A 24,660-nucleotide genomic window follows, 5' to 3' on the forward strand; every position below is an offset into this window, starting at 1 on the left:
TATGGGAAATGCTATTAGAAGAGATAAAAAAATAAAAAAGCCTTCAGATATTTCTGAAGGCTTTTGGCTCCCCCTGCTGGACTTGAACCAGCGACCCTCTGATTAACAGTCAGATGCTCTAACCAGCTGAGCTAAGGAGGAATGTCATTCGTTAGCGGGTAACTATTCGAGAAAACTTATCGAAACACCCAAAATAAGTTGTAAAGCAATTAAGCAATAAAAAAGCCTTCAGAAATTCTGAAGGCCTTTTGCTCCCCCTGCTGGACTTGAACCAGCGACCCTCTGATTAACAGTCAGATGCTCTAACCAGCTGAGCTAAGGAGGAATGTTATTCGCTAACGGAGTGCAATATTAGCCGATTGAATTTAATTATGCAATAGCTCTCGAAATATTTTTTTAAATTTTTTTTAACTGCTTAATTATATGCGTGATATAATATGGGAAAAACTATGAAAATAGGCATAGGTGTCATTTTGTCTTATGTGAATTTGTGAAAAATGAACAAACAGGACAAATTGGCATTGTGTCTTGTGAGAAAATTGAGTGGCATATTTTTTTCTTAATGTCATTTAAATCAAAAATGGAAAATAATATGACACTATTAGTAAAAGAAAACAGAGAAAAAGATTTCACTCCAAAATCATTTTCAGATTTTATCGATAGCTTTTTCAATGAGGCATCGGCTATACAGAGTAATCAGGCAAAGTATTTCTCACCTAAAGCTGATATACTAGAAGCGGAGAAAGAATTTCAGATTCAGCTGGCATTACCAGGACTTAAAAAAGAAGATATCAAAGTTGATTTTCATGATAAAAGACTAACGGTAAGCGGGGAGAGAAAAGCTGAATTTAAAGAGCAGGGGAAAAAAGTACACGCTTTAGGCACTGCCTATGGGCAATTCCACAGATCATTTGTATTGCCAGATGAAATTTCTCATGAGAGTATTCAGGCCGAGTTTAAAGATGGAATTTTATTCATTACAATTCCAAAGGCTGCAAAAGTTGAAAAGAAATCAGTGATTGAGGTGAAATAATTTGTTCCAGAATCCGGAGAAATTTTAAAACTCCGGATTTTTTTAATTAAAATACTTGTTGCATTTTTTCGTTAACGAGAAACAACTCTCAATTTTCTAAAAGTAAGTATGAAAGCAAAACACATTGTTCTTCTGGCTCTCGTCACGTCTTTGCTTGGTGGGGCCGTTTCCATTTTCGGGTACAAATACCTGGTTGGAGAAAAGTATATTTATTCTGTACAAAACAGGCCACCTGTTGTCCTTTCCAATTATTCTGCAGATACAGCTTCTGTTGTAGTGCCGGAAGGACTTAATTTTATTCATGCTGCTGATGCTGCAAGACCTGCAGTAGTCCACATCAAAACTTCTTATGAACCAAAAAGTCAGGGACAGCAGAAAGTCTACCCGGGAGGACCAATGGATCAGATGTTGAAGGATTTCTTCGGAGAAGGATTTTCAATGCCTGAAGGAAACTATCAAAACAGTGGACCTCAGGAAGCATCAGGCTCTGGTGTTATCATTTCTGCGGATGGATATATCATTACCAACAACCACGTGGTTGAAAATGCAGATAAAATAGAAGTTGTTCTTAATGACAAAAGAAGCTTCACAGGAAAGCTTCTAGGTACAGACCCTTCAACGGATTTGGCTCTTGTGAAAATCGAAGAGAATGATCTTCCTACTGTGACTTACGGTAATTCAGATAATGTAAAAATCGGAGAATGGGTATTAGCTGTTGGTAACCCGTTTAATCTTACTTCAACAGTTACAGCTGGTATCGTAAGTGCAAAAGCAAGAAACATCAATATTCTGAAGAGCAAAGACAATCTTGCAATAGAGTCTTTTATTCAGACAGATGCTGTTGTAAATCCAGGAAATAGTGGAGGTGCCCTAGTTAACCTTAGAGGTGAGCTAATAGGTATTAATACTGCCATTGCTTCTCCAACTGGTTCTTATGCTGGTTATTCTTTTGCAGTGCCTGTTGCCTTGGTAAAGAAAGTTATAAAAGATCTGGCTGAATATGGTACTGTTCAAAGAGCATTACTTGGAGTTAGTATCATGGAGATCAACTCAACTCTTGCAAAAGAAAAGGGACTTAAAGACGTTACCGGAGTTTATGTCGCCTCTGTAAATCAGTCAAGCGCAGCTGATAAAGCTGGTTTAAAAGAAGGAGATGTTATTACTCATGTAAATCAGGTTCCTGTTAACTCTTCAGCTTCATTGCAGGAGAATGTTGCAAGGTTCCGTCCGGGAGATAAAATTAAAGTGAAGTATGTGCGTGATGGAAAAGAACAAGAAGTTGATGCAGTACTTATGAATACCAAAGGAAACACTCAGCTTGTGAAGAAAGAAGATGTCACAGCTTCAACAAAAACAGTTGGAGCGAGCTTGATCGATCTTTCAAAAGAAGAAATGAAAAAGTTGGGTATTGATGGTGGAGCAAAAGTTACAAAGCTGCTTCCTGGTAAATTTAAAGATGCAGGAATTAAAGAGGGCTTTATCATTACTTCATTAGATAAGCAAAAGGTAAAAAATGCTGAAGATCTGATGCACTATCTTGATAGCAATAAATCTGAAGGCACGCTGGTGGGCGGTGTCTACCCGAATGGACAAAAAGCTTATTACGCAGTTGCCTGGTAAGAGTTGGGATTATCATTAAATAATTTGAAAGGCGTCGAATAGACGCCTTTCTTTTTTTGTTTTACTTTAAAATCAAAACAATTTTTTACAGATTAGCATTTATATTGATCAATCGAAAATTCTTCATCAATGAAACTGAATTTAAAAGGAGCAGAAAAAATAGACTTTGCAGGTATTCTGACAGAGCTGGGCTTAAAAAATATCAATCCTGCCTTTAGTACAGGAAGACTTGATGCCGGAAAAGGAAAGAGGACTATAAAAGAAATATTCTCTCCAGTAGATGGAGGCTCAATTTCTAAAGTATATTTCGCAAATGATGAAGATTATGAGCATGTAATTGTAACCGCACAAAAAGCTTTTGAAGAATGGAGAAAGTGGCCTGCTCCGAAAAGAGGTGACATTGTAAGGCAGATAGGAAACAGGCTTCGTGAACATAAAGATGCACTTGGCAAATTGGTAACCTGGGAAACCGGTAAAATAATGCAGGAAGGATGGGGAGAAGTGCAGGAGATGATTGATATCTGCGACTTGGCAGTTGGCTTATCAAGACAGCTTCAAGGATTTACAATGCATTCAGAACGTCCGGAACACAGAATGTACGATCAGTATCATCCTCTCGGATTGGTAGGAATTATATCAGCATTTAATTTTCCAGTTGCTGTTTGGTCCTGGAATGCTATGTTGGCTGTTGTCTGTGGAGATGTATGTATCTGGAAACCCTCTGAGAAAACTCCACTTACAGCTGTAGCTTGTCAGAATATCATAAAGCAGGTGCTAAAGGAAAATCAGGTTCCAGAAGGTGTATTCAGCTATATCATAGGTGGAGCAGAGATAGGATCCAAGCTATCTGAAGATACAAGGATTCCTCTTATTTCAGCTACCGGTTCTACAAGAATGGGTAAAAAAGTTGGAGAAAAGGTGGGGGCAAGGCTTGGTAAATCTTTACTGGAACTTGGAGGGAATAATGCCATCATCGTAACTGAGAAAGCTGATCTTGATCTGGCAATCAGAGCAATTGTTTTCGGAGCAGTTGGCACTTGTGGTCAGAGATGCACAACTACAAGAAGAATAATCGTACATGAAAATGTATATGATGTTGTAAAAAAGAGATTGAAAAAGATTTATAATGACCTTCCGATTGGTAATCCTTTTAAACAAGGTATTTTAGTAGGACCACTGATTGACAAGGCTGCAACTGAGAATTATCTGGCAGCACTTAAAAAAGTCGTTAAAGAAGGCGGAAAGCTCGTAACAGGTGGAACTGTTATCGAAAGCAAAGACTACCATACTGGTACTTATGTATATCCAGCATTGGTAGAGGCAAAGAATGAATTTTCAACTGTTCAGGAAGAAACATTTGCTCCTATACTATATCTGATTAAGTATTCAGGGCCTGTGACTGAGGCGATAAGAATCCAGAATGATGTGAAACAAGGATTGTCTTCTTCAATTTTTTCAAATGATATCAGAGAAACTGAAACATTTCTTTCACATTTTGGTTCTGACTGTGGTATCGCCAACGTGAATATAGGAACTTCCGGCGCAGAAATTGGCGGAGCATTTGGAGGAGAGAAGGAGACAGGAGGAGGGAGAGAGTCAGGTTCAGATGCGTGGAAAGTTTATATGCGAAGACAAACCAATACAATCAATTTTAGCTCAAAACTACCTCTGGCTCAAGGGATCAAGTTTGATTTATAGGTACCTGAGTAAAATTATTCTTTTGAAGTGTCCATTTTGTTTTTAATTTAGCGAGATATTTAAAAAAGTTAAGATTTTTTATGGCTTCCAATGGAAAGAAGTATTACGCTGTAATGCTTGTTGATGACAACGAAATCGATAATCTAATCAATCAGAAGATGATTGAAGCCGCTAATATCTGCGAGCACATTTTCGTACATTCGGGAGCAAAAAGCGCAATAGAGTTTTTGAAAAATATTGAAAAGCTCGCAAAAGGCCCGCTGGATCTTTATCTTCCTGAAATCATTTTTCTGGATATTGACATGCCTCTGATGGATGGTTTTCAATTTCTGGATGAATTCGAAAAATTGAGCGACAGTATTAAGGCTCACAGCAAGGTGATCATGCTAACTTCCTCTCTGAATCCTCAGGATATGAATAAGGCGAAGAAAAATCAATATGTCTTAAAATACATCAATAAACCTTTAACTCAGGAGAATCTAAAAAAACTTTAGATTCTCTTAAGTTAATCTGTTTATAAAGTCCTCGTCCAGCTTCAGATATTTCAATGGTGAGAAATACGGAGGATTGATGGCTTTTATTTTTTGGATATATCCCTGAATTTTTCCTGACTTGCTCTTCTTTACATCATTCAATGATGTCTTTAATATTTTTGTAAATAAAAGGATATGAACGCAGTTTCCTTTGCCCAATAATCTTACCTGGCGTTGTATGCTGTTTACAAGCTGATTAAATAAATCATAATCCTTCATCAGGCAATATTGTAATGCTAGGAATAGCTTTATCTCCAATTGAGTGTATGGATACTTTTTCAGACTCAGGTCATTCAGCATGTTATTTACATACTTTGCCGCTTCATCATATTTGTCTCCATAGTAACAGGATATAGCACGGTAAAGTACATAGATGATATATTGAGGAACGTTGTTCTTGTCGATATCAAAATCTTCGAAAATGGATTTATTTTCTTCATATAATAAATTCTCATTTTCCAGACGCATATGTCTTTCCAGTTTTGTCAGAAGAAACTGGGGAGTAAAAGTGTACAGGTTGTAATTAGAAATAAAGATTGCTGCCGTCTCATTGACCTCTTCATAATATTTTTCGGCTTTTCTGTATACCGCAACATTGGTGTAGTATTCAAGCTTCAGATATTCAAAAACCAGTTTTAAATGATAGTAGATCGGATCTAGGTAATAAGAATCGAAGATAGTTTGAACCTTATCAAATATATCTTCAATAGGGTCTTGCTGACCTTCCGAATTAATGCTCTTTTCTACAAATAACCAGTGGTAGATGTTCAGGCAAGACATGTAAATATAAAGACGGTGCGACTGATAAAGATTGGAAACATTCTCCAGCTCTTTTTTCAATAATGTCAATCCCAGTTTTTCAGTCTCGTCGTAAGTGAGGAAGTATACTCCCAGTTTCTTAAAATACTCAGCAAGCAGATCTTCTGCTTTATCAACAGCTAGCATATAGGCTACGTGTCTGTTATAAAGCTGAGAATAGTTAAATTGATCAGGGCTGTTGATCTGAAGTTTTTTCAGAGTCTTATAAATGATTGTCAACTCATTTGAAAGATCATAATCGAGCAATTCTTTTTCGAGTTTTCTTAATGTCGCAAGCGCAATCGCCTTCTTTTTGGTAAAAACTATTTCGTTAATTGTGGCTACTTTTTTCAAAAGGGTAGTCCTTGGACTTTCCATCTGATGAAGCAGGTATTCCTCAATTTTCTGATTAAGTCTGGAGCGTAAAGTGTAATATGCATTGGTATTAACATCCAACTCCTCCATAATTTTTGTGTCAGATAATTGCTTTTCCCTCATAAATTTGAGGAGATAAGCAGACTTTTCTGCATTACTTTCAATCAGGGAATCATAAATAGAATTATAATTCTTGGGTGAAAGCTGTTTTATAATATTCTTGAGCTTTGACATTTGATTTTCCTGGGGGATAAGGATGTTATCACGCTTAAACTTGTCAAATCTACTAAAAAAAACATCGACTGGAAAGAGAAAAACCTTTAAAAGTTACATTTTTAAGGTTCAAGCGGAAAGTTCCAGGAAGAATGTAATTTTTAGAAAATGAAATAATGGAAATTAAAGTAAGAAAACACGGTGAAAATGAGTTATGTAAGATTGGTGTAATGGGCCTTTTATCAAATAATCTCATAAAAATATTAACGTACAATAATTTAGATATTATTTTTTTATACGCTTAAAAATGGAAAAAGGTAAACAACGTCTGAAATTTTAATTTCAAGTTTGGCTGAAAATGTCACTTTTTTTTATGCGGAAATCATGAATCTCGAAAGCACAATTATAAAAATAGTAATAATTCAGTGTGCAGAAACTGTTAGGTTTGGGGTTGCTGTAAAAAACAAAAGCCCCTGAACTTCAGGAGCTTTTTGTGGAGAATACCGGATTCGAACCGGTGGCCTCTTGCATGCCATGCAAGCGCTCTAGCCAGCTGAGCTAATCCCCCGTTTGCGCTGCAAATATATTAAAAAGGCAGAATAAACAAGAAATCTTTAGTTTAATATCCTGACCGCTTTCACAAACCGCGGATGATAATAATCCGAATATAGGTCATCTTCAATAACCCCCATTTTGGTTGTTGAATGAATGAATTTGACACTGTTGCTCTTTACCTCTGTAACAAGACCAACATGGTTTATTTTATTTCCACCTTTATTATCGCTAAAGAATAGAAGATCGCCTTCTTTGACTTCTCCTATTTTTACAGTTTTTCCAAATTCGCTTTGGGCCGTTGAGGTCCTGGGTAGAGTAATCTCAATTGTTTTGTAGGAATTGCAAACCAGACCTGAGCAATCAATGCCTGATTTTGTTGTTCCTCCATACTTGTAGTGGGTACCAAGATATGATCTGGCAGAAGTGATTACCTGATGAGCCTTGTCTTCACTGGCCTTATCGGTTTTTACTATCTTAGTATTCGAATGATGATTTTTCGCGGATATACTTTGTTTCGATGACTTACAGGAAACCATCGCAGCAACAAAAATCGTTGAGAATAAGATTGGGTTAACTACTGTTTTGATAACTTTGAAGAAATGCATACCAAAGTTTTTGTAAATTTAATAGAATAAAATAAAGGGCTACAATGAATACGCAAACGATTACGGAAAATTTTATTGATGAGTTGGTAAAAATTACTGGCCCTGAGTTTGTGTTCACAGATTCTGAATCATTGGAAAAATATGGTCAGGATGAGACAGAAGATCTTGTTTTTCTCCCTCATGTGGTTGTGAAGCCTGCCAATCCTCAGGAAATCAGTTTGATAATCAGGCTTGCCAATCAACATAAAATTCCTGTTACACCCAGAGGTGCTGGTACTGGCTTGAGTGGTGGAGCATTGCCTGTTGAAAAGGGGATTCTTCTTTCTACAGAAAGACTTAATAAGATTATTTCCATAGATGAAAAAAATTTTCAGGCTACTGTGGAGACTGGGGTTGTGACTCAAATATTTCAGGAAGCAGTAATTGCTAAGGGCCTGTTTTACCCTCCTGACCCTTCAAGCAGAGGAAGCTGTTTTATCGGAGGAAACCTTGCAGAGTCTTCAGGGGGGCCGAAAGCAGTAAAATACGGTGTTACCAAAGATTACGTATTGAACCTTGAAGTGGTTTTGCCTACAGGGGAAATTATCTGGACGGGTGCCAATGTATTGAAAAATGCAACCGGATATAACCTCACGCAACTAATGATTGGAAGTGAAGGTACACTCGGTATTATAACAAAAGTAGTTTTCAGGCTTATACCTCACCCTCCTAAAGACATTGTAATGCTTATTCCTTTCAGATCTTCAGAACAGGCTTGTGAGGCTGTTAACACAATATTGCATACAGGTGTAAGACCTTCAGCACTTGAGTTCATGGAAAGAGATGCTATTGAATGGAGTGTTAGATATCTCAATTTAGATTTGGATCTTCCTCAAGATGTTGAAGCTCATCTTCTGGTAGAGGTAGATGGAAATGATCTTGACTTGCTTTCTCGTGATGCTGAAAAAATTTATGAAGCTGTAAGTGGCTTTGACATTTATGAGCCTTTGTTTGCAGATTCGGCACAACAAAAGGAAGACTTATGGAAAGTCAGAAGAAATGTTGGTCATGCAGTAAAGTCAAACTCAATATATAAAGAAGAAGATACTGTTGTTCCCAGAGCGGAGTTGCCTGCGCTTATTAAAGAAATTAAAAGAATTTCCAATAAATATAATTTTAAGTCTGTTTGCTATGGACATGCCGGGGATGGTAATCTGCATGTAAACATTGTAAGAGGAAATCTGAGTGAAAAAGAATGGAATGAAAATATTCAGGAAGGTATTAAAGAATTATTCAAATATACAGTTGCAGTTGGTGGTACAATCTCTGGAGAGCATGGTATTGGCTACGTTCAGCGTCCTTATATTGAAATAGCGATTGGAGAAAAACAGCTGGAGTTGATGAGAGAGATCAAAAAAGCTTTTGATCCCAATGGAATTTTAAACCCGAATAAAATTTTTTAAGTCAAAGGATATACTTTAAATGTGTGGAATAACAGGAATATTTGCCTATAACCAGATCGGAAGCTTGTACATGATCAACCTTGTAAAGGCAATGAACAAGCTTGAAAACAGAGGGCCTGACTGGAGAGGGAGTTATATAGATGATACATTTGGTTTAGGCCATAGAAGGTTATCAATTATAGATACCAGCAGAAACGGCGATCAGCCGATGAAAGATGAAACCGGAAGGTACATTCTGGTATATAACGGGGAGGTCTTTAACTATCAGGAACTAAAGACAGGCCTTATTAATAAAGGTGTTTCTTTCAATTCTAATTCAGACACTGAAGTTTTACTAAAGCTTTTGATTTATGAAGGACCTGGATGTCTCCAAAAGCTAATCGGTTTTTTTTCCTTTGCACTGCTTGATTTAGAAGAAAATTCAATACTGCTGGCAAGAGACAGGTTTGGAGTAAAACCTTTATACTATTATGAGGATGATGATAAGTTCCTGTTTGCTTCGGAGCTGAAGTCTTTACTAGCTTATAATATTGAACGACATGTAGATAATACTGCTGTGCTGCAATATCTGCAGTTTGGTTTTATTCCGGCACCACATTCAATTATTAAAGGAGTTAAAAAACTTGAGCCTGGCACCTATCTGAATGTAAAGAAAAGAGATTTAAGGATTCACAGATATTATGATCTATCTGAAAAATCAGTTCCGGTAACTGATTCCTATGATGCAGCAAAGCAGAAGATCATCGAATTACTTGATGATTCTGTGAAGAAAAGGATGATCTCAGATGTCCCTCTGGGGGCTTTTCTGAGTGGAGGGATAGATTCTTCGGTCATCGTTGCATTGGCTAGCAATCATAACAAATATCTGAATACCTTTTCAATTGGCTTTAAGGATGAGCCATTTTTTGACGAGACAAAGTATGCGAAACTTGTTGCGGATAAATTTCAGACAAATCATACTGTATTTACACTAACCAATGAAGACCTACTTGAAGAGGTCTATAATGTGCTGGATTATATAGATGAACCATTCTCCGATTCATCGGTCCTTCCATTGTATATTTTGAGCAAACGCACATCCAAGAAGATGAAAGTCGCGTTGTCAGGTGATGGAGGAGACGAGGTGTTTGGTGGATACAATAAACATTTTGCGGATTACAAGATTAGGCAGGGAGGTTTTCTGATGAATGCTGCTACTGCTTTATTACCATTGCTTAAGCAATTACCATCTTCCAGGAATTCTCCTTTTTATAATAAGGTCCGTCAGGCAATTAAGCTTGCAGAAGGGGCGAGGCTGAAAGATGCAGACAGGTATTTGCTTTGGTGTTCATTAAATAATGAAGCGACATTGAAAGGAATATTTACAGAAAACTTTTGGGCAGAGGCAGGAGTAGGGGAGTTGGGGCAGAGAAATAAATATTATCAAAGATTTTTCAAAGGAAAGCCGGACATCAACCAGGTGCTTTTGTCGGATATAAATTTTGTACTTCCAAACGATATGCTGTTCAAAGCAGATATGATGTCTATGGCCAATAGTCAGGAAGTCAGAAGTCCATTCCTGGACCATCGTCTCGTTGAATATGTAAATGGCTTGCCCTCATCCTATAAGATCGGCGAATCTATGCAAAAAAGAATTTTGCAGGATGCCTTCAAGGAGGTCTTGCCTAAAGAACTCTACCGCCGGCCTAAGCAAGGATTTGACGTTCCAATGATGAAGTGGTTCAAATTTGAGTTGCGTCCATTGATCAAGGAACAACTGCTTGAAGACGAATTTATTAGGGAGCAGGGAATTTTTTCTCCAGAGTATATTAAAGGAGTAAAAGAGCAGCTTTTTGGGGGAAAAGCCTTAGATCAGGATAAAGTCTGGAATTTACTGGTTTTCCAATACTGGTATAGAAAATACATTTTCAGATATAATTAATTAATTTACTATTTTTGAAAATAGTTTAAATTAAATAGTGGCTTTTGGTATTACCAAAGGTCAGAATATAAATATTTTAAAACAGGAGAGGGACTTTCAGCGTAAGGTTGAAAGTTTCGATATTTTAAAAAATGAAAAAAGCTTTAATTACTGGAATTACAGGTCAGGATGGTGCATATCTGGCAGAACTTCTTCTTAAAAAAGGTTATGAAGTTCATGGAATAAAGAGAAGAACATCTCTTTTTAATACAGACAGAATCGATCACCTTTACATGGATCCCCATGAAAAGAATGTTAATCTGAAGCTTCATTACGGCGATCTTACAGATTCAACAAACATCATCAGGATTATCCAGGAAGTACAACCCGACGAGATTTACAATCTTGGTGCGATGTCGCACGTGAAGGTTAGTTTTGAAACTCCTGAATACACTGCAAATGTTGACGGGCTGGGTACATTGAGGATTCTGGAAGCAGTTCGTTTATTAGGGTTGACGGAGAAAACTAAGATCTATCAAGCTTCTACTTCTGAGCTTTACGGTTTGGTACAAGAAGTTCCTCAAAGTGAAAAAACCCCTTTCTATCCAAGATCTCCATACGCAGTAGCTAAAATGTATGGTTACTGGATCACAGTAAACTACAGAGAAGCTTATAATATGTTCGCGGTAAATGGTATCCTGTTTAACCACGAATCTCCTCTAAGAGGTGAAACTTTCGTAACAAGAAAAATCACAAGAGGGGTTGCACGTATTGCACTAGGCCTTCAGGATAAACTTTATCTCGGCAACCTTGATGCTAAAAGGGACTGGGGGCATGCTAAAGATTATGTAGAGGCAATGTGGCTGATGCTTCAGCAGACAAAACCTGAAGACTTTGTAATTGCCACCGGTATTACAACTACAGTAAGAGACTTTGTAATCCTTGCATTTAAAGAAGTGGGTATAGAACTTGAGTTCAAAGGTAAAGGAGTTAAAGAAGTTGCAAAGGTTAAGTCCTGCTCTAATAAGGCCTTCCAGTTGAAAAAAGGAACAGAGGTTTTAGCAGTTGATCCGATGTATTTCAGACCTACCGAAGTAGAACTATTAATCGGAAACCCAACTAAGGCTAAGAAAAAACTTAAATGGAAGCCTCAGTATAATTTAAAGTCTTTAGTTAAGGAAATGGTAAAATCGGATGTTGAACTATTTAAGAGAGACGAATATCTGAAACAAGGCGGACATAAGATTCTGAATTATTTTGAATAGTATGCAGAAGGACAGTAAAATTTTTGTTGCCGGGTCGAGGGGAATGGTAGGTTCTGCCATTGTAAGGAAGCTGCAGAAGGAAGGATTCTCCAACCTGGTCCTTAGAACCTCTAAGGAGCTGGATCTAAGAGATCAGAAGCAGGTGCAGGATTTCTTTGAAAAGGAAAAACCTGAGTATGTATTTCTTGCTGCAGCCAAAGTAGGAGGAATATTGGCCAACAACACTTACCGGGCAGATTTTATCTATGAAAACCTGATGATACAGAATAATGTGATTCATCAGGCCTATGTACATAAGGTGAAGAAGCTGATGTTTCTGGGCTCTTCCTGTATTTATCCAAAACTGGCGCCCCAGCCTTTAAAGGAAGAAAGTCTTTTAACAGGTTTACTTGAGTATACTAACGAACCTTATGCAATTGCTAAAATTGCTGGAATAAAGATGTGTGAAGCATACAGAGATCAGTATGGATGCAATTTCATTTCTGTAATGCCTACTAATCTTTATGGTCCTAATGACAATTATGACCTTAAGAATTCTCACGTATTACCTGCACTGATCAGAAAGTTTCACACTGCAAAAAAGGAAGCTCAGGAGACTGTTGAGATATGGGGAACCGGTTCTCCAAAGAGGGAGTTCCTTCATGTGGATGACCTTGCGGATGCATGTTTCTTTTTGATGCAAAACTATAATGAAAAAGGATTTCTGAACATCGGAGTAGGGGATGATATCACTATCAAAGACCTTGCGCTACTTGTCAAAAAGATTGTTGGCTTTGAAGGAGAGTTGGTTTTTGATACATCTAAACCTGATGGAACACCAAGGAAATTAATGGATGTAGGCTGCCTTAATGGTTTGGGCTGGAAGGCAAGTATTCCTCTTGAAGAAGGAATTGCTTCTGTGTATAGTGAGGTCAAATCAATATTGTAGATAATTGGAACGCCGCCTGTAGCTTATAATTAAAAGTGCAGGTGGCGTTTATCTTTTTATTATTTTTTTGTGTAATAAAATAAATCCACCTCAGAGTTATAAAATGGACTTCATTCCTTTTCTTGATCTAAGCAGACAATATCAAAAGATAAAGCAAGAGCTGCTTAAGGCAAGTGAAGAGGTTTTTGAAGCTTCAACATTTTCACTTGGTTCCGACGTTGAAAAATTCGAGGAACAATTTGCTTCTTTTTGTAAGGTAAAACATGCTGTAGGCGTCGATAACGGAACTTCAGCAATTGTACTAGCTCTAAAATCCTGCGGAATCAAAGAGAACGATGAAGTTATCGTTCCGGCTAATTCATTTATCGCTACAGCAGCTGCCGTCTCGCACATTGGAGGAGTCCCGGTATTTGTGGACTGCACAACTGATACATGGCAAATAAGTCCGGAAGATGTGAAGAGAAAAATTACGTCAAAGACAAAAGCGATTATAGGTGTGCATCTTTATGGAATGCCATTTGATGTTGAAGGCATTCGAAAAATTGCAGAAGAAAATAAACTATTACTTATAGAAGATTGTGCTCAGGCACAGGGGGCGACCTACAACGGAGTGTCTGTCGGAAATTTTGGAAAAGCGGGCACCTTTAGCTTTTACCCGGTAAAAAACCTTGGAGCGTATGGTGAAGCCGGAGCTGTGGTAACTAATGATGATGAGGTTTCGGAGAGAGTTAAAAGATTAAGAAATCATGGAAGTGTTGAAAAATATGTCCATGAAGAAATAGGCTTTAACATGAGGATTGATGCTCTTCAGGCGGCATTTTTATCAGTAAAATTAAAGCATTTGAATGAATGGAATTTTAGACGAAGAGAGATTGCTGAATTTTATATAGGTACTATCAAAAATCCTAAACTGACATTTCAATATGTACCTGAGAACTGTCATTCGGTGTATCATCTTTTTGTAGCGACTATCAAGGACAGAGATGGTTTTCGGGATTATTTAAACCAACATAAGATAGGAAGCGGCCTTCATTATCCCATACCTTGTCACCTTCAAAAAGCATATTCATCTTTGGGCTATTCAAAAGGGGATCTGCCGAATTCCGAATATCTTGCAGAGCATTGTCTTTCGCTTCCAATGTTCCCTGAGTTAAGACAATCTGAGCTGGAATATATTGCCCAGGTGATAAATAAATATTAAGATTCTTTTTTCAGAAAGGCAGTAAATGTTTTTTACCGGCCTTGATCATTCTTTCGATCATATCAACAACCTGCATTCCTTCTTCTGCTGTAGTGGTAGCGCGGCTTCTGCCTTTTAAAGTATCCACCACATTTTCTATAATGAAATGATGATTCGCAGCAGAACCTTTGTAATATCCATAATCATTCGGTGGATTGGATGGCGCAAGCTCAGGCATTGTATAATCTTTGACATTGCAATAAACCACTTCATTCATATATTGTCCTCCTACTTTTATTGTACCTTTTTCGCCGATTATGGTAATACTGCTTTCCAGGTTTTTATCATAAACAGAAGTGGTAAAATTAAAAGAGCCTGTTCCTTCATGTACAAAGTCAAAGTTAATGTATCCTGAGTCTTCGAATTCTGTGAGGCCGTTGTGTGAAAAATTATGAAAAGTAGAACGAATATTCTTGATGTCTCCAAAAAGCCAGAACATCATATCTATGAAATGAGAAAACTGAGTGAATAAGGTTCCTCCATCAAGCTTTTTAGTTCCTTTCCAGGTATGTTTATGGTAATAACGTTCATCCCTGTTCCAGAAACAATTGATCTGCACCATGTATATTTTACCCAGTCGTTTTTCTTCCATGATATTTTTCAACCATACAGACGGCGGACTATATCTATTCTGCATAACACAGAATACTTGCTTGTTCATTCTCCTGCTTTCTTCAATTACCTCGCGGCATTTATCTGAAGAAATATCCATAGGCTTTTCAATGACTACGGATTTATTTGCCTGAAGAGCGATTATTGCCTGATCTGCATGGAGCGCATTGGGTGTGCATATATTAATTACGCGGGATTCGGGATGATTTTTTAATAGGGCATTTATAGAATTATAAAAAGGAAGATGACTAAAGCTGGCCAGATCTAAATTTTCTTTAGGTTTTATATCGCATAGAGCGACAACTTCAGCCTCAGGATGTTGCTCAATCATTGCAGCATGTCTTTTTCCAATATGACCGCAACCTATGATTGCAAATTTTATCGTTTCTTCCTTCACTATAATATTAACTAATTCTATTTACTGTACTGTTTTTTAACTCGTATTGTTGTCCGCTTTCTCTGCAAACAGCAATTCCGGCTTCGTTAAACTGTAATTTATGTCCGTATTCGCTCATCCAGCCTTTATGTCTGCCAGGGTTTCCTATAATCAGGGCAAATGGCTGAACTGATTTTGTCACTACGGTACCTGCTCCGATAAAGGCAAATTCTCCGATGGTGATTCCGCAGATAATTGTAGCGTTGGCGCCAATCGTAGCCCCTCTTTTAACAAGTGTCTTTTTGTATTCGCTTTTTCTGACAATAGCGCTTCTCGGATTTATTACATTGGTAAAAACCATTGAAGGTCCAAGAAAGACATCATCTTCACATTCGACACCTGTGTATACGGAGACATTATTCTGAATTTTAACATTATTGCCAAGAATGGTTCCCGGTGATATAACAACGTTTTGACCCAGCGAACAATTGTCTCCGATTTTGGAATTAGGCATAATATGACAGAAATGCCAGATTTTGGTGCCTCCCCCGATGACACAACCAGGATCTACGACTGCGGTTTCATGTACAAAATAATTCTCAGGCATAAAAATTAGGCTTTGAAGAAAGCCAGTAATTTATTCGCAATATAAGATAATTCTTCGGGATTAAGATCCGGATGCATGGGCAGAGAAAGTACCTCTTCTGCCAACATTTCAGCTACCGGAAAATCTCCTTTTTTATATCCTAAATACGAATAAGCCTTCTGAAGATGAAGGGGAACCGGATAATAAATCATTGAAGGAATGCCATTTTCTTCAAGGAATTTCCTAAGGTCGTTTCTTTTTTTCTTTATTCTTAGAGTGTATTGATGAAAAACATGGCTGTTTCCTGAAGAAATAGCAGGAGTGACAATTTCTTCAATGCCGGCAAATTTTTCATTATAAAATTCTGCGGCTTTTTGTCTTTTTGAAATGTCTTCTGCAAGATATTTTAATTTGACAGATAAAACTGCCGCCTGAATTGTATCCAGCCTGGAATTTACCCCAACTAATTCGTGCTGATATTTCTGAGCCTGACCATGATTGGCTATCATTTTGATTTTTTGGGCCAGGTTATTGTCAGCGGTAAAAATAGCTCCACCATCACCAAAGCATCCTAAAACTTTGGATGGAAAAAAGGAAGTTGTACTGATGTCACCAATTGAACCGGTCGTGACCTTTTCCTGCTTTAAAATGTGCTCAGATCCAAGGGACTGTGCATTGTCTTCAATAATTTTGATCCCAGTTTTTTCAGTAAGTTTTTTAATTGTTGCCATGTCACATGCCTGGCCAAACAAATGAACCGCAATAATAGCCCTGGTTTGCGAAGTGATCAGTGGAGGAATTTTTAGCGGATCGATGTTAAAGGAAGTCGGGTCAGAATCTATCAATACTGGCTTTAATTTTAATATTGCTGCTGCTTCCAGAGGGGCGACATAGCTGAAGGCAGGGATAATAATTTCAGCGTTTTCCTGTAATTCGCAAGCCATTAAAGCGATCTGAAGTGCATCTGTTCCATTTCCACAACTGATGCAGAAAGGGATATTTACAAATTTGGAAAGTTCAGATTCAAAAGCTTTTACTTGAGGACCTTGAATAAAATGAGTTGAAGAAATGACTCGTCTCAGTTCATTATCTATTTCAGTTTTATATCGGAAATATTGTTTTTCCAGATCAACCAGCTTTATTTGCATTCCTTGTTTTTTAACTCAATAATTTAAAAAGTTGTTGCTTCCTTTGAAGGAGAGATTATTAAAATGTAAATTTAAATAAAAGACTTAAAACCGCGTCTTTTAGCATGAAGGTCCCCAAAAATATTAAAATATAAATATCCTTAAAATAGCGTTTTTATTCCGGAAGGATGAAAAAGGGACGTAGAAATAAACTGAAAGTCATTTCTCAGCGTAAAAATCCATTATTGAATAGTTTTCATGAGTGAAATAGAAAATTTAGAACGAATTGAATATGAAATAAAACCCGCCGGAAATCTTTCGTTAAACCTTAGTGAACTTTGGCAATATAAAGAACTCTTTTATTTTTTTACCTGGAGGGATATTAAAGTTAAGTATAAGCAGACCTATCTTGGAGTAGCCTGGGTTGTATTACAACCTTTTATTACAATGATAGTGTTTTCAGTTTTCTTTGGAAGATTGCTTAAAGTCCCGTCAATGGGATTGCCATATCCTTTATTTGTGTTTTCCGGATTGATGTTCTGGAACATTTTCTCCAGCGGGCTTACCAATTCTGGTGATAGCATGGTTTCAAATGCGAATATTATAAAAAAGATCTATTTCCCAAGACTGATAATTCCGGTATCCGCATTACTTGTATCAGTGTTTGATTTTGTTTTTACATTTATTCTTTTTGTGGGGCTGGCACTGATTTTAGGATTTTCAGTTCCATTCAGGTTCTTTGCTTTTCTTCCATTAGGACTTTTGTTAACTATTTTAACCACTTTTGGATTAGGCACCTTGCTTTCAGCCTTAAATGTAAAATATAGAGATTTTCGCTATACCATACCATTTATTATACAGCTTACATTATTTCTCACCCCAGTGATATATCCTGTTTCTATTATTAAATCAGATTGGGCTAAATATTTTTTTGCCTTAAATCCAATGACAGGAGCCATAAATCTGAGCAGAGCAGGTCTTACAAATACTTCAGTAGATATCATACCTCTTTTGATAAGCGTTGGCTCTGCCTTAATTATAGCTGTTCTGGGTATTTTGATTTTCAAAAAAACAGAGGCTTACTTTGCTGATTTGGCCTGATAATTATGAAACCGATACTTGAAGTAAAAAATATTTCGAAAAAATACCGGATTAATAAGGAAGGAGCAGGGTACCTGTCTTTGCGAGATACTATAACGGATTTATTTACCGGTAAAAAGGCAAGTGCAAAAGAGGACTTCTGGGCATTGAAGGATCTTTCATTTGATATATATCCAGGTGAAAGTATTGGAATTATCGGAAGAAACGGAGCCGGGAAATCTACATTATTAAAGATTCTATCAAAGATCACAACTCCCACAGAAGGAAAAATTATATCCAGAGGACGAATTTCAAGTCTGCTGGAAGTCGGTACCGGCTTTCATCCTGAATTGACCGGTAGAGAGAATATTTTTCTTAACGGATCTATTCTTGGGCTTAAGAAAAGCGAGATTGTCAAGCATTTAGATTCAATAATAGATTTCAGTGGTGTAGAAAAGTTTCTTGAAACTCAGCTGAAACACTATAGCAGCGGAATGCAGCTAAGACTGGCATTTGCTGTTGCTGCTCATCTTGAGCCGGAGATATTAATTATTGATGAGGTTCTTGCTGTGGGTGATGCAGAATTCCAAAAAAAATGTATTGGAAAGATGGGGGAGATTAGTAAAAGCGGAAGAACAATTTTATTTGTCAGTCATCAACTGGGAATAGTTTCACAACTCTGCAGGAGAGCAATATTACTTAATAATGGCACTCTGGTTCATGATGATACACCAGCCTCTGTTATCGATCTTTATATAAATAACCATCAGAGTAAGGAGGATCAATACATTAATGAAAGCTCTTCAAAAGAAATTTATATAAGTTCAGTCAGAACATTGAATGACAAAAATGAGCAAACAAACTCCTTCGTTTTCGACCAGAAAATTCTGATTGAAATTATTATCAAAAATACATCTGTCGCAAGAGGTGTTAAACTTTCCTGTACAATTCAAAGCAAGACCGGAGAATATTTAACAACATTGATTGAAGATTTGGATAAATTTGAAAATCTTGGTGAAGATATCTATAAATTAAAAATTGAATATCCGGCAAAAATAATTGCTCCAAATAGTTACGCTTTCAGAGTTGCTTTGTTTTTTCCGCATGGCAAAGTATATGACCTGGTAGAAATGATATGTCCGATTAAGATTCAGGATAACGGGTCTAATATGGCTCTGTTTGAAGGGGTGGACTACGGAAATTTTATTCTCGATTATAAAGTGGTGAATTAATGGAATTGTATCTGAAGAAGCTTTATTATCGGTTAAGATATTTTTTTGACAGCAGAACACTTAAGATGAAAATGTATGCTGTTAATAAAAATTATACTATTGGAAATAGAACTGATATTCATGCTCTGGATATATTAATAAATGGTCCGGTAAGGGGAAATACCAATGTGAGTATCGGAAACGATTCTATTATTCATGGTGAGATAGTATTGTATAAACATGATTCAAAAGTAATCATAGGAGATCGTGTATATATAGGGCCTGGCACGAAAATTTATTGTTATGATACAATCGAGATTAAAGATGATGTAATGATCTCCTGGGGATGTACCTTGATAGATACGAATGCACATTCTCTCCATGCTGAAGAACGCAAAAATGATGTACTTTCATGGGCAAAAGGATGGCAATATAAAGACTGGTCCAATGTAAAATATGCAAGAATTTTAATTGAAAATAATTGCTGGATCGGATTCAATAGTATACTTACAAAAGGTGTGATACTGGAAGAAAATGTTGTAGTAGGTGCTGGAAGTGTTGTAACAAAAAAGGTGGGCAGAAATTCTGTAGTTGCAGGAAATCCTGCTCAAGTGATAAAACAAGTTGATTAAGTAAGTATGAATCTTAGAGATCTTATACCAGACAGACTAAGGCTTTTAAGGGTAAGACTTAAATGGTTTTTAAATAATTATAATTCTATAAAATACAATAGTGAATTATTCACTCCTGAAGAACTTCAGGGGCCAGTCACTTTTTTTGCTGACGGTTTAATCACTAGCAATAATTGTGACTTTATTACTGAGGAAAACTTTTCCAAAGCTTATCAATTGGCTAAGGAAACCAATCCATGGCCTAATTTTACTTTGCAATGGAGGGTTTATACAGTTTGTTGGTTTGCAAATTTTGTAAAAGATCTTGATGGTGATTTTGTAGAATGTGGTGTAAATACCGGAGCATACGCAAGAGCCATTATTGAATATGTAAAATTTGAAAAGCTTGAAAAACAGTTTTATCTTTTTGATACCTATGAAGGATTGGTAGAGTCAATGGTCTCTGAAAAAGAAAAAGAAGCTGGCATTGGAGGTTATGTAGGGTTTTATAATGATGTTTACAATCAGGTTAAGGAGACTTTTGCACCATTTGAAAATGTCAGGATTGTCAAAGGCATAGTCCCTCAGAGCCTTTCATCAGTTAAGGTTGACAAGATTTGCTATCTGAGTATAGATATGAACTGTGTGGAACCTGAGATAGCAGCAGCGGAATTTTATTGGGATAAGATTGTTTCCGGAGGAGTTATAATTCTGGACGATTATGGATTTCCTAAACATATCGAACAAAAAAATGCCTTTGATGCATTTGCAAAGAAAAAGAAGGTACAAATACTTTCTTTGCCAACAGGACAGGGCATTATTTTAAAAAAGTAAAATGAAAGTTTTAATCATTGGTAGTTGTGGATTCATAGGAAGACATATTGTTGAGTACTATCAGAAAAAAGACTATGAAGTCTTTGGAATGGATCTCGTCAACAACATTTCTCCCACATATAAATACTTTAAGGTATTACCGAATGTAATTCCGTATGAGAAGATATTAAAATCAGTACAGCCGGATTATTGCTTTTTTACAGCAGGTAATGCCAACATAAATTTTTCAATAGAAAATTCTCAGGCCGACCTTGAAGCTAATACCCTTCAGGTTTCTATCATTCTTAATGCAATAAAGAATCTTGGACTAAAAACTTTATTTGTCAACTTTTCAAGTGCGGCAGTTTATGGTAACCCTGCCTCTTTGCCCATTAATGAAGAGAGCAAGATCAATCCTTTATCACCTTATGGCTGGCATAAGTATATGGCAGAGCTGGTATGTCGGGAATATTCACAAATATATGGTGTACCAACCTTCAGTGTAAGACCATTCTCGGTTTATGGTCCCGGGCAAGCTAAATTATTGCTGTGGGATCTTTATCACAAGAGCAAGAAAGAGGAAAATGTTAGCCTGTTTGGAACAGGTAAAGAGTCCAGGGACTTCATTTATATCACCGATCTGCTTGAGGCTGTTGATCTGATTGTGAGAAAAGGTAAAAAGCATGGAGAAGCTTATAATATAGCCAATGGTAAAGAATTTACAATAGATTGGATAGCTAATCACTTTCTTAAAGCAGCTGGATACAAAGGGGAAATTGTTTTTACACAGCAGGTCCGTGAGGGAGATCCGCTAAACTGGAGAGCTGACATCAGTAAAATAGAAGAACTTGGATATTCACAAAAGGTGGATATAGAGAGTGGGATATCAATGTACTTAAAATGGTTGAAAGAAAACGTATAGGGCTGTTTCTGGAGAGCTACAGAACTTTCCCTTCTATTGTAATTTATATTTTAAATATCATCAGAACTTGTAATTTGATTGATGATAATAAGAAACCGATATTTGTAATTCTTCATAAAGAGGATAGTCCTTTAGATGAGCTCAAGCAATTCAACTATCCTTATCTTGAACTTTATGAATTGAAAGATATTTACGCAAGCGCATTACAACGAGCAGTAAATAAAATATCAAGAAAGATCTTGGGGAAAAATCTTACACCATTTATTGATAAAGGATTCCCCCAGGATTTAGATTGTATTTTTCCTTATTCTGAAAGACCTGAATGTACTTACATTAAGCATAAGATTATCTGGAAACCTGACTTTCAGGAATTCCATTATCCTGTTTATTTCTCACCGGCGGATCTGGATAATCATACGATCTTTCTTGATCACATTTCGAAGCTTGAATGTGATCTGATCTTAAGCAGCGATGATTCAAAGAGAGACTATGAGAGGTACTATCCATCTCATGCCAATAAAATTAAAGTTGTAAATTTTACATCTTTTCTTCCTCCTTTTAATCAAATAAACATAAGTCAGCTTAAAGGTAAGGTAAACATTAGCCGTCCTTATTTTCTTGTAGCGAATCAATTCTGGCCTCATAAGAATCACATCAATGTGCTGAAGGCAATGAGCCAGGTTAAAAAAAAGTTGGGCTATATGCCTTTCCAAATGGTATTTACAGGAAAGACATCCAGCGACAGAGACAAGGACCTTAAGAAGAAATTAGATTACTATATCAATCTTAATCAACTTAATGAGGACGTAATCTATACTGGTTTTATAAATAGAGAAGACCAACTTGCCTTAATGAAGAATTCTATTGCAGTAGTGCAGCCATCGCTGTTTGAAGGATGGAGCATCGTTATAGAAGATGTTAAGGCGATGAATCATAGAGTTATTGCTTCCAGTATAAGCGTGAATAAAGAACAGATTGTCGACAACGCATATTTTTTCGATCCATTTGATTTTAAAGAGTTGGCTGAAATTATGCTCAAAGTTTTTGAATCACCTGAATCTATCAAGGTAAAAGATTATTCAGTCGAAATAAATAAGTTTAAAGAGAATCTTGAATTGGTTTTTGAACTATGACAACTCTTTTCTCCATAATAATTTGTAGTTACAATCCTGACCTTCGCCTGTTAGAGAGGTGCATTAATGCGGCACTTAATCAAAAAACTGATGGTTTTGACTATGAAATTATTTTGGTAGATAATAATTCAAAAGAAAAGTTAAAAAACATTCAATTTGTTCAGGATGCATTAAAAAGGAAAAATGGAGTACTGAGAGTTGTGGAAGAAGTTACACCTGGGCTTGCCTTTGCAAGAATAAAGGGTGTACAGGAAAGCAAAGGGTCGTATGTGGTTTTTGCTGATGATGACAATGAGCTTTCTTTCCATTATCTTATTACGCTTAAATATCTTTGGGATAATTACTCTTTTGTTGGAGCGTGGGGGGCAGGTGCTATAGAGGTAGACTTTATTGACAATGCACCTTTGTGGCTCAGGAAACATTTCAAAGATATGTTTCAGTATAGAAAGCAGAAATATGTACAATATGGATGCATAGTGGGGTGGCCGGAGTATTATCCTGTAGGCTCTGGTATGGCAGTGAGAAAGGATGTCTTTGAAATGTATAGAAGGAATTTCGAATCAGGGAAAATAACTGCCATAGACAGAAAGGCGGGAACTTTGTCCAGTGCCGGGGATTCACAGATTGTATGGACTGCCATTCTTAACAAAATACCAGCAGGCTCATCTCCCGACCTTGCATTAACCCATATTATACCTTTTAAGAGGACGCATCTGAAATACCTTACAGATCTTAATTATAATATCTCCAAATCATATTATACTGCTTTGTTTGAAATGTTTCCGGAAGAAAAGAACAATCATATTCCTTATAATATCTTTTCAGGTGTTGGTTTTGCAGTAAAGCAAATGGTTAAGGCAGGAGGTAATCCATTTTTGTTTTATAAGTTTTTTAAAGTCAGAAATGCCTGGAACAGGGGGTTAAGGGCATCTTTAATTCAATGAAGAGCGTCAGAACTATATATTACCCTGCGTGCTTAAAAAGAGCAGCCCCTGCAAGAATGAGGGCCGGTGATCAAGATTCATTTGAAAATTTGAAATTCTCAACTTTTAATAAGTCAGATTTACTAAGATTTGACAACGTTCTGCTTACTTCAAACGGAGTCATTTTCCAAAATTTTAAACCATATAAAGCTCTTGTTAACTGCTTTGAACAAGACTTCCAGAAATATTGGTTTCGCTTTTTAATCAAAGTTTTACTTCTTTCAAAAGGAAGAGTTCTTTCAGGGAAAGAAAAATACCTTCTTGTTTATGATAATTATTCAGGACCCAAAGGCTTTTTTCATTGGATTTCGGATTGCCTGACCAGGCTTGTCGAGATTAAAGATGAGATTAACGAATATGTTGTTATAGTCCCATTCTACTTTAAGAATGAGCAGCTGTACCAGGAAACGTTATCTTTATTTAATATTAAAAGAATTGAGTACATTGAAGAGAAGGAGTATTTTAGAATTTCAAATATGTATAGCCTGAACTACATAGCTCCCTCTGGCATTTTTCGCCCGGAAAATGTACAGAAATTAAGAGATCATGTGTGGAATAAGCTTGAGGTAAAAGATTTAGGAAGCGATAAAGGGGAAAAAATTTATATTTCCAGGGCAAAAGCTTCTCGCAGAAAAGTTCTTAATGAGGAAGAAGTAACTACTGTTTTAAAGAATGAATATGGCTTCTCAATAGTATATCTGGAAGATTTTTCATTTTTTGATCAGGTGAAAATAATGTATCACGCAAAATATTTGGTTGGCATACATGGAGGGGGCCTAACGCATATACATTTTTTGAAGCCAGGCAGCGGCGTATTAGAGCTGAGGAAAGAAAATGATTTCGAAAACAATGTTTATTATTTTCTTGCGGATTCATTGAGTGTAAATTATAACTATCTTTTTTGCGAACACAATCAAATTTCTTCTTCTGCCAATAATTTTGATTTAAAGGTGGAAATTACAGAACTAAGAAAATCAGTTGAGGATTTGCTAACTTTATAA

General features: G+C 36.7%; 22 protein-coding genes and 3 tRNA genes. 17 read left to right on the plus strand and 8 right to left on the minus strand.

Annotation, left to right across the window (positions count from 1 at the left end; all coding sequences use genetic code 11):
• Window positions 1-64: 64 nt before the first annotated feature.
• Both K350_RS0118785 and K350_RS0118790 read right to left on the minus strand, forming a co-directional pair.
• Window positions 65-141 (minus strand) — tRNA-Asn (locus K350_RS0118785).
• Between the two features lie 110 nt (window positions 142-251).
• Window positions 252-325: transfer RNA gene (locus K350_RS0118790), tRNA-Asn, on the minus strand.
• Between the two features lie 267 nt (window positions 326-592).
• On the opposite strand from K350_RS0118790, the gene K350_RS0118795 reads away from it, so the two are divergent.
• The 4 genes from K350_RS0118795 to K350_RS0118810 all read left to right on the plus strand — a co-directional run bounded on the left by K350_RS0118795 (window position 593) and on the right by K350_RS0118810 (window position 4,845).
• A complete protein-coding gene (locus K350_RS0118795; protein ID WP_028981210.1) occupies window positions 593-1,033 on the plus strand; it encodes an Hsp20/alpha crystallin family protein in 441 nt (146 codons plus the stop codon).
• A gap of 108 nt (window positions 1,034-1,141) precedes the next feature.
• Window positions 1,142-2,653 carry a Do family serine endopeptidase gene (locus K350_RS0118800; RefSeq protein WP_028981211.1) on the plus strand — a complete coding sequence of 504 codons (1,512 nt, stop codon included), beginning with the start codon at window positions 1,142-1,144 and terminating at the stop codon, window positions 2,651-2,653.
• A gap of 129 nt (window positions 2,654-2,782) precedes the next feature.
• Entirely contained in the window at window positions 2,783-4,351 is a 1,569-nt protein-coding gene (gene amaB, locus K350_RS0118805; protein WP_051313339.1) for an L-piperidine-6-carboxylate dehydrogenase, read from the plus strand.
• Between the two features lie 80 nt (window positions 4,352-4,431).
• The gene (locus K350_RS0118810; protein WP_028981213.1) at window positions 4,432-4,845 is read left to right on the plus strand and encodes a response regulator; all 414 of its coding nucleotides are present in this window, start codon (window positions 4,432-4,434) and stop codon (window positions 4,843-4,845) included.
• Window positions 4,846-4,851: 6 nt separating this feature from the next.
• On the opposite strand, the gene K350_RS0118815 is transcribed toward K350_RS0118810, so the two are convergent.
• The 3 genes from K350_RS0118815 to K350_RS0118830 all read right to left on the minus strand — a co-directional run bounded on the left by K350_RS0118815 (window position 4,852) and on the right by K350_RS0118830 (window position 7,430).
• Window positions 4,852-6,291: a hypothetical protein gene (locus K350_RS0118815; protein ID WP_028981214.1), complete on the minus strand. Its 1,440-nt coding sequence runs from the start codon at window positions 6,289-6,291 to the stop codon at window positions 4,852-4,854.
• A gap of 473 nt (window positions 6,292-6,764) precedes the next feature.
• Window positions 6,765-6,838 (minus strand) — tRNA-Ala (locus K350_RS0118825).
• A 46-nt stretch (window positions 6,839-6,884) separates the two neighbouring features.
• Window positions 6,885-7,430, minus strand: a complete 546-nt coding sequence (locus K350_RS0118830) for a C40 family peptidase (protein WP_051313341.1) — start codon at window positions 7,428-7,430, stop codon at window positions 6,885-6,887.
• A 44-nt stretch (window positions 7,431-7,474) separates the two neighbouring features.
• Here K350_RS0118830 and K350_RS0118835 point away from each other — a divergent pair, with 44 nt between their 5' ends.
• The 5 genes from K350_RS0118835 (at window position 7,475) to K350_RS0118855 (ending at window position 14,166) form a co-directional block, all read left to right on the plus strand.
• A complete protein-coding gene (locus K350_RS0118835; RefSeq protein ID WP_028981216.1) occupies window positions 7,475-8,872 on the plus strand; it encodes an FAD-binding oxidoreductase in 1,398 nt (465 codons plus the stop codon).
• Window positions 8,873-8,891: 19 nt separating this feature from the next.
• Window positions 8,892-10,793: an asparagine synthase (glutamine-hydrolyzing) gene (gene asnB / locus K350_RS0118840; protein WP_028981217.1), complete on the plus strand. Its 1,902-nt coding sequence runs from the start codon at window positions 8,892-8,894 to the stop codon at window positions 10,791-10,793.
• 131 nt (window positions 10,794-10,924) lie between these two features.
• On the plus strand, window positions 10,925-12,037 hold the full coding sequence (gmd, locus tag K350_RS0118845) for a GDP-mannose 4,6-dehydratase (protein WP_028981218.1): 1,113 nt from the start codon (window positions 10,925-10,927) through the stop codon (window positions 12,035-12,037).
• A 1-nt stretch (window position 12,038) separates the two neighbouring features.
• Window positions 12,039-12,965: a GDP-L-fucose synthase gene (gene fcl, locus K350_RS0118850; RefSeq protein ID WP_028981219.1), complete on the plus strand. Its 927-nt coding sequence runs from the start codon at window positions 12,039-12,041 to the stop codon at window positions 12,963-12,965.
• Window positions 12,966-13,068: 103 nt separating this feature from the next.
• Window positions 13,069-14,166, plus strand: a complete 1,098-nt coding sequence (locus K350_RS0118855) for a DegT/DnrJ/EryC1/StrS family aminotransferase (RefSeq protein WP_028981220.1) — start codon at window positions 13,069-13,071, stop codon at window positions 14,164-14,166.
• A 10-nt stretch (window positions 14,167-14,176) separates the two neighbouring features.
• Here the strand turns inward: K350_RS0118855 and K350_RS0118860 are convergent, their stop codons facing one another.
• Genes K350_RS0118860 through K350_RS0118870 form a run of 3 tightly spaced genes read right to left on the minus strand, consistent with a single transcriptional unit; the run spans window position 14,177 to window position 16,927 of the window.
• Window positions 14,177-15,214, minus strand: coding sequence for a Gfo/Idh/MocA family protein (locus K350_RS0118860; RefSeq protein WP_028981221.1), 1,038 nt, complete (start codon window positions 15,212-15,214; stop codon window positions 14,177-14,179).
• Between the two features lie 7 nt (window positions 15,215-15,221).
• Window positions 15,222-15,800, minus strand: a complete 579-nt coding sequence (locus tag K350_RS0118865) for an acyltransferase (RefSeq protein WP_028981222.1) — start codon at window positions 15,798-15,800, stop codon at window positions 15,222-15,224.
• A 5-nt stretch (window positions 15,801-15,805) separates the two neighbouring features.
• On the minus strand, window positions 15,806-16,927 hold the full coding sequence (locus K350_RS0118870) for a DegT/DnrJ/EryC1/StrS family aminotransferase (protein ID WP_037576415.1): 1,122 nt from the start codon (window positions 16,925-16,927) through the stop codon (window positions 15,806-15,808).
• Between the two features lie 237 nt (window positions 16,928-17,164).
• Between K350_RS0118870 and K350_RS0118875 the strand changes: the two genes are divergently transcribed.
• From K350_RS0118875 to K350_RS0118910, 8 genes are read left to right on the plus strand one after another with little or no spacing between them, the layout of a single operon-like run.
• A complete protein-coding gene (locus tag K350_RS0118875; RefSeq protein WP_051313343.1) occupies window positions 17,165-18,007 on the plus strand; it encodes an ABC transporter permease in 843 nt (280 codons plus the stop codon).
• A gap of 5 nt (window positions 18,008-18,012) precedes the next feature.
• Window positions 18,013-19,218 carry an ABC transporter ATP-binding protein gene (locus K350_RS32575; RefSeq protein WP_028981225.1) on the plus strand — a complete coding sequence of 402 codons (1,206 nt, stop codon included), beginning with the start codon at window positions 18,013-18,015 and terminating at the stop codon, window positions 19,216-19,218.
• Window positions 19,218-19,829: an acyltransferase gene (locus K350_RS29525; RefSeq protein ID WP_051313345.1), complete on the plus strand. Its 612-nt coding sequence runs from the start codon at window positions 19,218-19,220 to the stop codon at window positions 19,827-19,829. Before K350_RS32575 ends, K350_RS29525 begins: the two co-directional genes overlap by 1 nt.
• A 6-nt stretch (window positions 19,830-19,835) precedes the next feature.
• Window positions 19,836-20,642: a TylF/MycF/NovP-related O-methyltransferase gene (locus K350_RS0118890; protein ID WP_051313347.1), complete on the plus strand. Its 807-nt coding sequence runs from the start codon at window positions 19,836-19,838 to the stop codon at window positions 20,640-20,642.
• Window position 20,643: 1 nt separating this feature from the next.
• Window positions 20,644-21,543 (plus strand): NAD-dependent epimerase/dehydratase family protein, encoded by a 900-nt coding sequence (locus tag K350_RS0118895; RefSeq protein WP_028981227.1) that lies wholly within the window; start codon window positions 20,644-20,646, stop codon window positions 21,541-21,543.
• A complete protein-coding gene (locus K350_RS0118900; RefSeq protein ID WP_028981228.1) occupies window positions 21,522-22,676 on the plus strand; it encodes a glycosyltransferase in 1,155 nt (384 codons plus the stop codon). The genes K350_RS0118895 and K350_RS0118900 overlap by 22 nt, the downstream gene beginning before the upstream one ends.
• On the plus strand, window positions 22,673-23,620 hold the full coding sequence (locus K350_RS0118905; RefSeq protein WP_028981229.1) for a glycosyltransferase family A protein: 948 nt from the start codon (window positions 22,673-22,675) through the stop codon (window positions 23,618-23,620). Before K350_RS0118900 ends, K350_RS0118905 begins: the two co-directional genes overlap by 4 nt.
• Window positions 23,617-24,660: a glycosyltransferase family 61 protein gene (locus K350_RS0118910; RefSeq protein WP_028981230.1), complete on the plus strand. Its 1,044-nt coding sequence runs from the start codon at window positions 23,617-23,619 to the stop codon at window positions 24,658-24,660. Before K350_RS0118905 ends, K350_RS0118910 begins: the two co-directional genes overlap by 4 nt.

It is taken from the genome of Sporocytophaga myxococcoides DSM 11118, assembly GCF_000426725.1.
GTDB lineage: Bacteria > Bacteroidota > Bacteroidia > Cytophagales > Cytophagaceae > Sporocytophaga > Sporocytophaga myxococcoides.

What these genes read in the sequence shown, in the direction of transcription:
- K350_RS0118855 (WP_028981220.1), top strand. Translation starts at nt 13,069, where the DNA reads ATGGACTTCATTCCTTTTCTTGATCTAAGCAGACAATATCAAAAGATA.
- fcl (WP_028981219.1), top strand. Translation starts at nt 12,039, where the DNA reads ATGCAGAAGGACAGTAAAATTTTTGTTGCCGGGTCGAGGGGAATGGTA.
- K350_RS0118870 (WP_037576415.1), bottom strand. Translation starts at nt 16,927, where the DNA reads ATGCAAATAAAGCTGGTTGATCTGGAAAAACAATATTTCCGATATAAA.
- K350_RS0118865 (WP_028981222.1), bottom strand. Translation starts at nt 15,800, where the DNA reads ATGCCTGAGAATTATTTTGTACATGAAACCGCAGTCGTAGATCCTGGT.
- K350_RS32575 (WP_028981225.1), top strand. Translation starts at nt 18,013, where the DNA reads ATGAAACCGATACTTGAAGTAAAAAATATTTCGAAAAAATACCGGATT.
- K350_RS29525 (WP_051313345.1), top strand. Translation starts at nt 19,218, where the DNA reads ATGGAATTGTATCTGAAGAAGCTTTATTATCGGTTAAGATATTTTTTT.
- K350_RS0118875 (WP_051313343.1), top strand. Translation starts at nt 17,165, where the DNA reads ATGAGTGAAATAGAAAATTTAGAACGAATTGAATATGAAATAAAACCC.
- K350_RS0118800 (WP_028981211.1), top strand. Translation starts at nt 1,142, where the DNA reads ATGAAAGCAAAACACATTGTTCTTCTGGCTCTCGTCACGTCTTTGCTT.
- K350_RS0118830 (WP_051313341.1), bottom strand. Translation starts at nt 7,430, where the DNA reads ATGCATTTCTTCAAAGTTATCAAAACAGTAGTTAACCCAATCTTATTC.
- K350_RS0118890 (WP_051313347.1), top strand. Translation starts at nt 19,836, where the DNA reads ATGAATCTTAGAGATCTTATACCAGACAGACTAAGGCTTTTAAGGGTA.
- asnB (WP_028981217.1), top strand. Translation starts at nt 8,892, where the DNA reads ATGTGTGGAATAACAGGAATATTTGCCTATAACCAGATCGGAAGCTTG.
- gmd (WP_028981218.1), top strand. Translation starts at nt 10,925, where the DNA reads ATGAAAAAAGCTTTAATTACTGGAATTACAGGTCAGGATGGTGCATAT.
- K350_RS0118910 (WP_028981230.1), top strand. Translation starts at nt 23,617, where the DNA reads ATGAAGAGCGTCAGAACTATATATTACCCTGCGTGCTTAAAAAGAGCA.
- K350_RS0118810 (WP_028981213.1), top strand. Translation starts at nt 4,432, where the DNA reads ATGGCTTCCAATGGAAAGAAGTATTACGCTGTAATGCTTGTTGATGAC.
- K350_RS0118815 (WP_028981214.1), bottom strand. Translation starts at nt 6,291, where the DNA reads ATGTCAAAGCTCAAGAATATTATAAAACAGCTTTCACCCAAGAATTAT.
- K350_RS0118795 (WP_028981210.1), top strand. Translation starts at nt 593, where the DNA reads ATGACACTATTAGTAAAAGAAAACAGAGAAAAAGATTTCACTCCAAAA.
- amaB (WP_051313339.1), top strand. Translation starts at nt 2,783, where the DNA reads ATGAAACTGAATTTAAAAGGAGCAGAAAAAATAGACTTTGCAGGTATT.
- K350_RS0118835 (WP_028981216.1), top strand. Translation starts at nt 7,475, where the DNA reads ATGAATACGCAAACGATTACGGAAAATTTTATTGATGAGTTGGTAAAA.
- K350_RS0118900 (WP_028981228.1), top strand. Translation starts at nt 21,522, where the DNA reads ATGGTTGAAAGAAAACGTATAGGGCTGTTTCTGGAGAGCTACAGAACT.
- K350_RS0118905 (WP_028981229.1), top strand. Translation starts at nt 22,673, where the DNA reads ATGACAACTCTTTTCTCCATAATAATTTGTAGTTACAATCCTGACCTT.
- K350_RS0118895 (WP_028981227.1), top strand. Translation starts at nt 20,644, where the DNA reads ATGAAAGTTTTAATCATTGGTAGTTGTGGATTCATAGGAAGACATATT.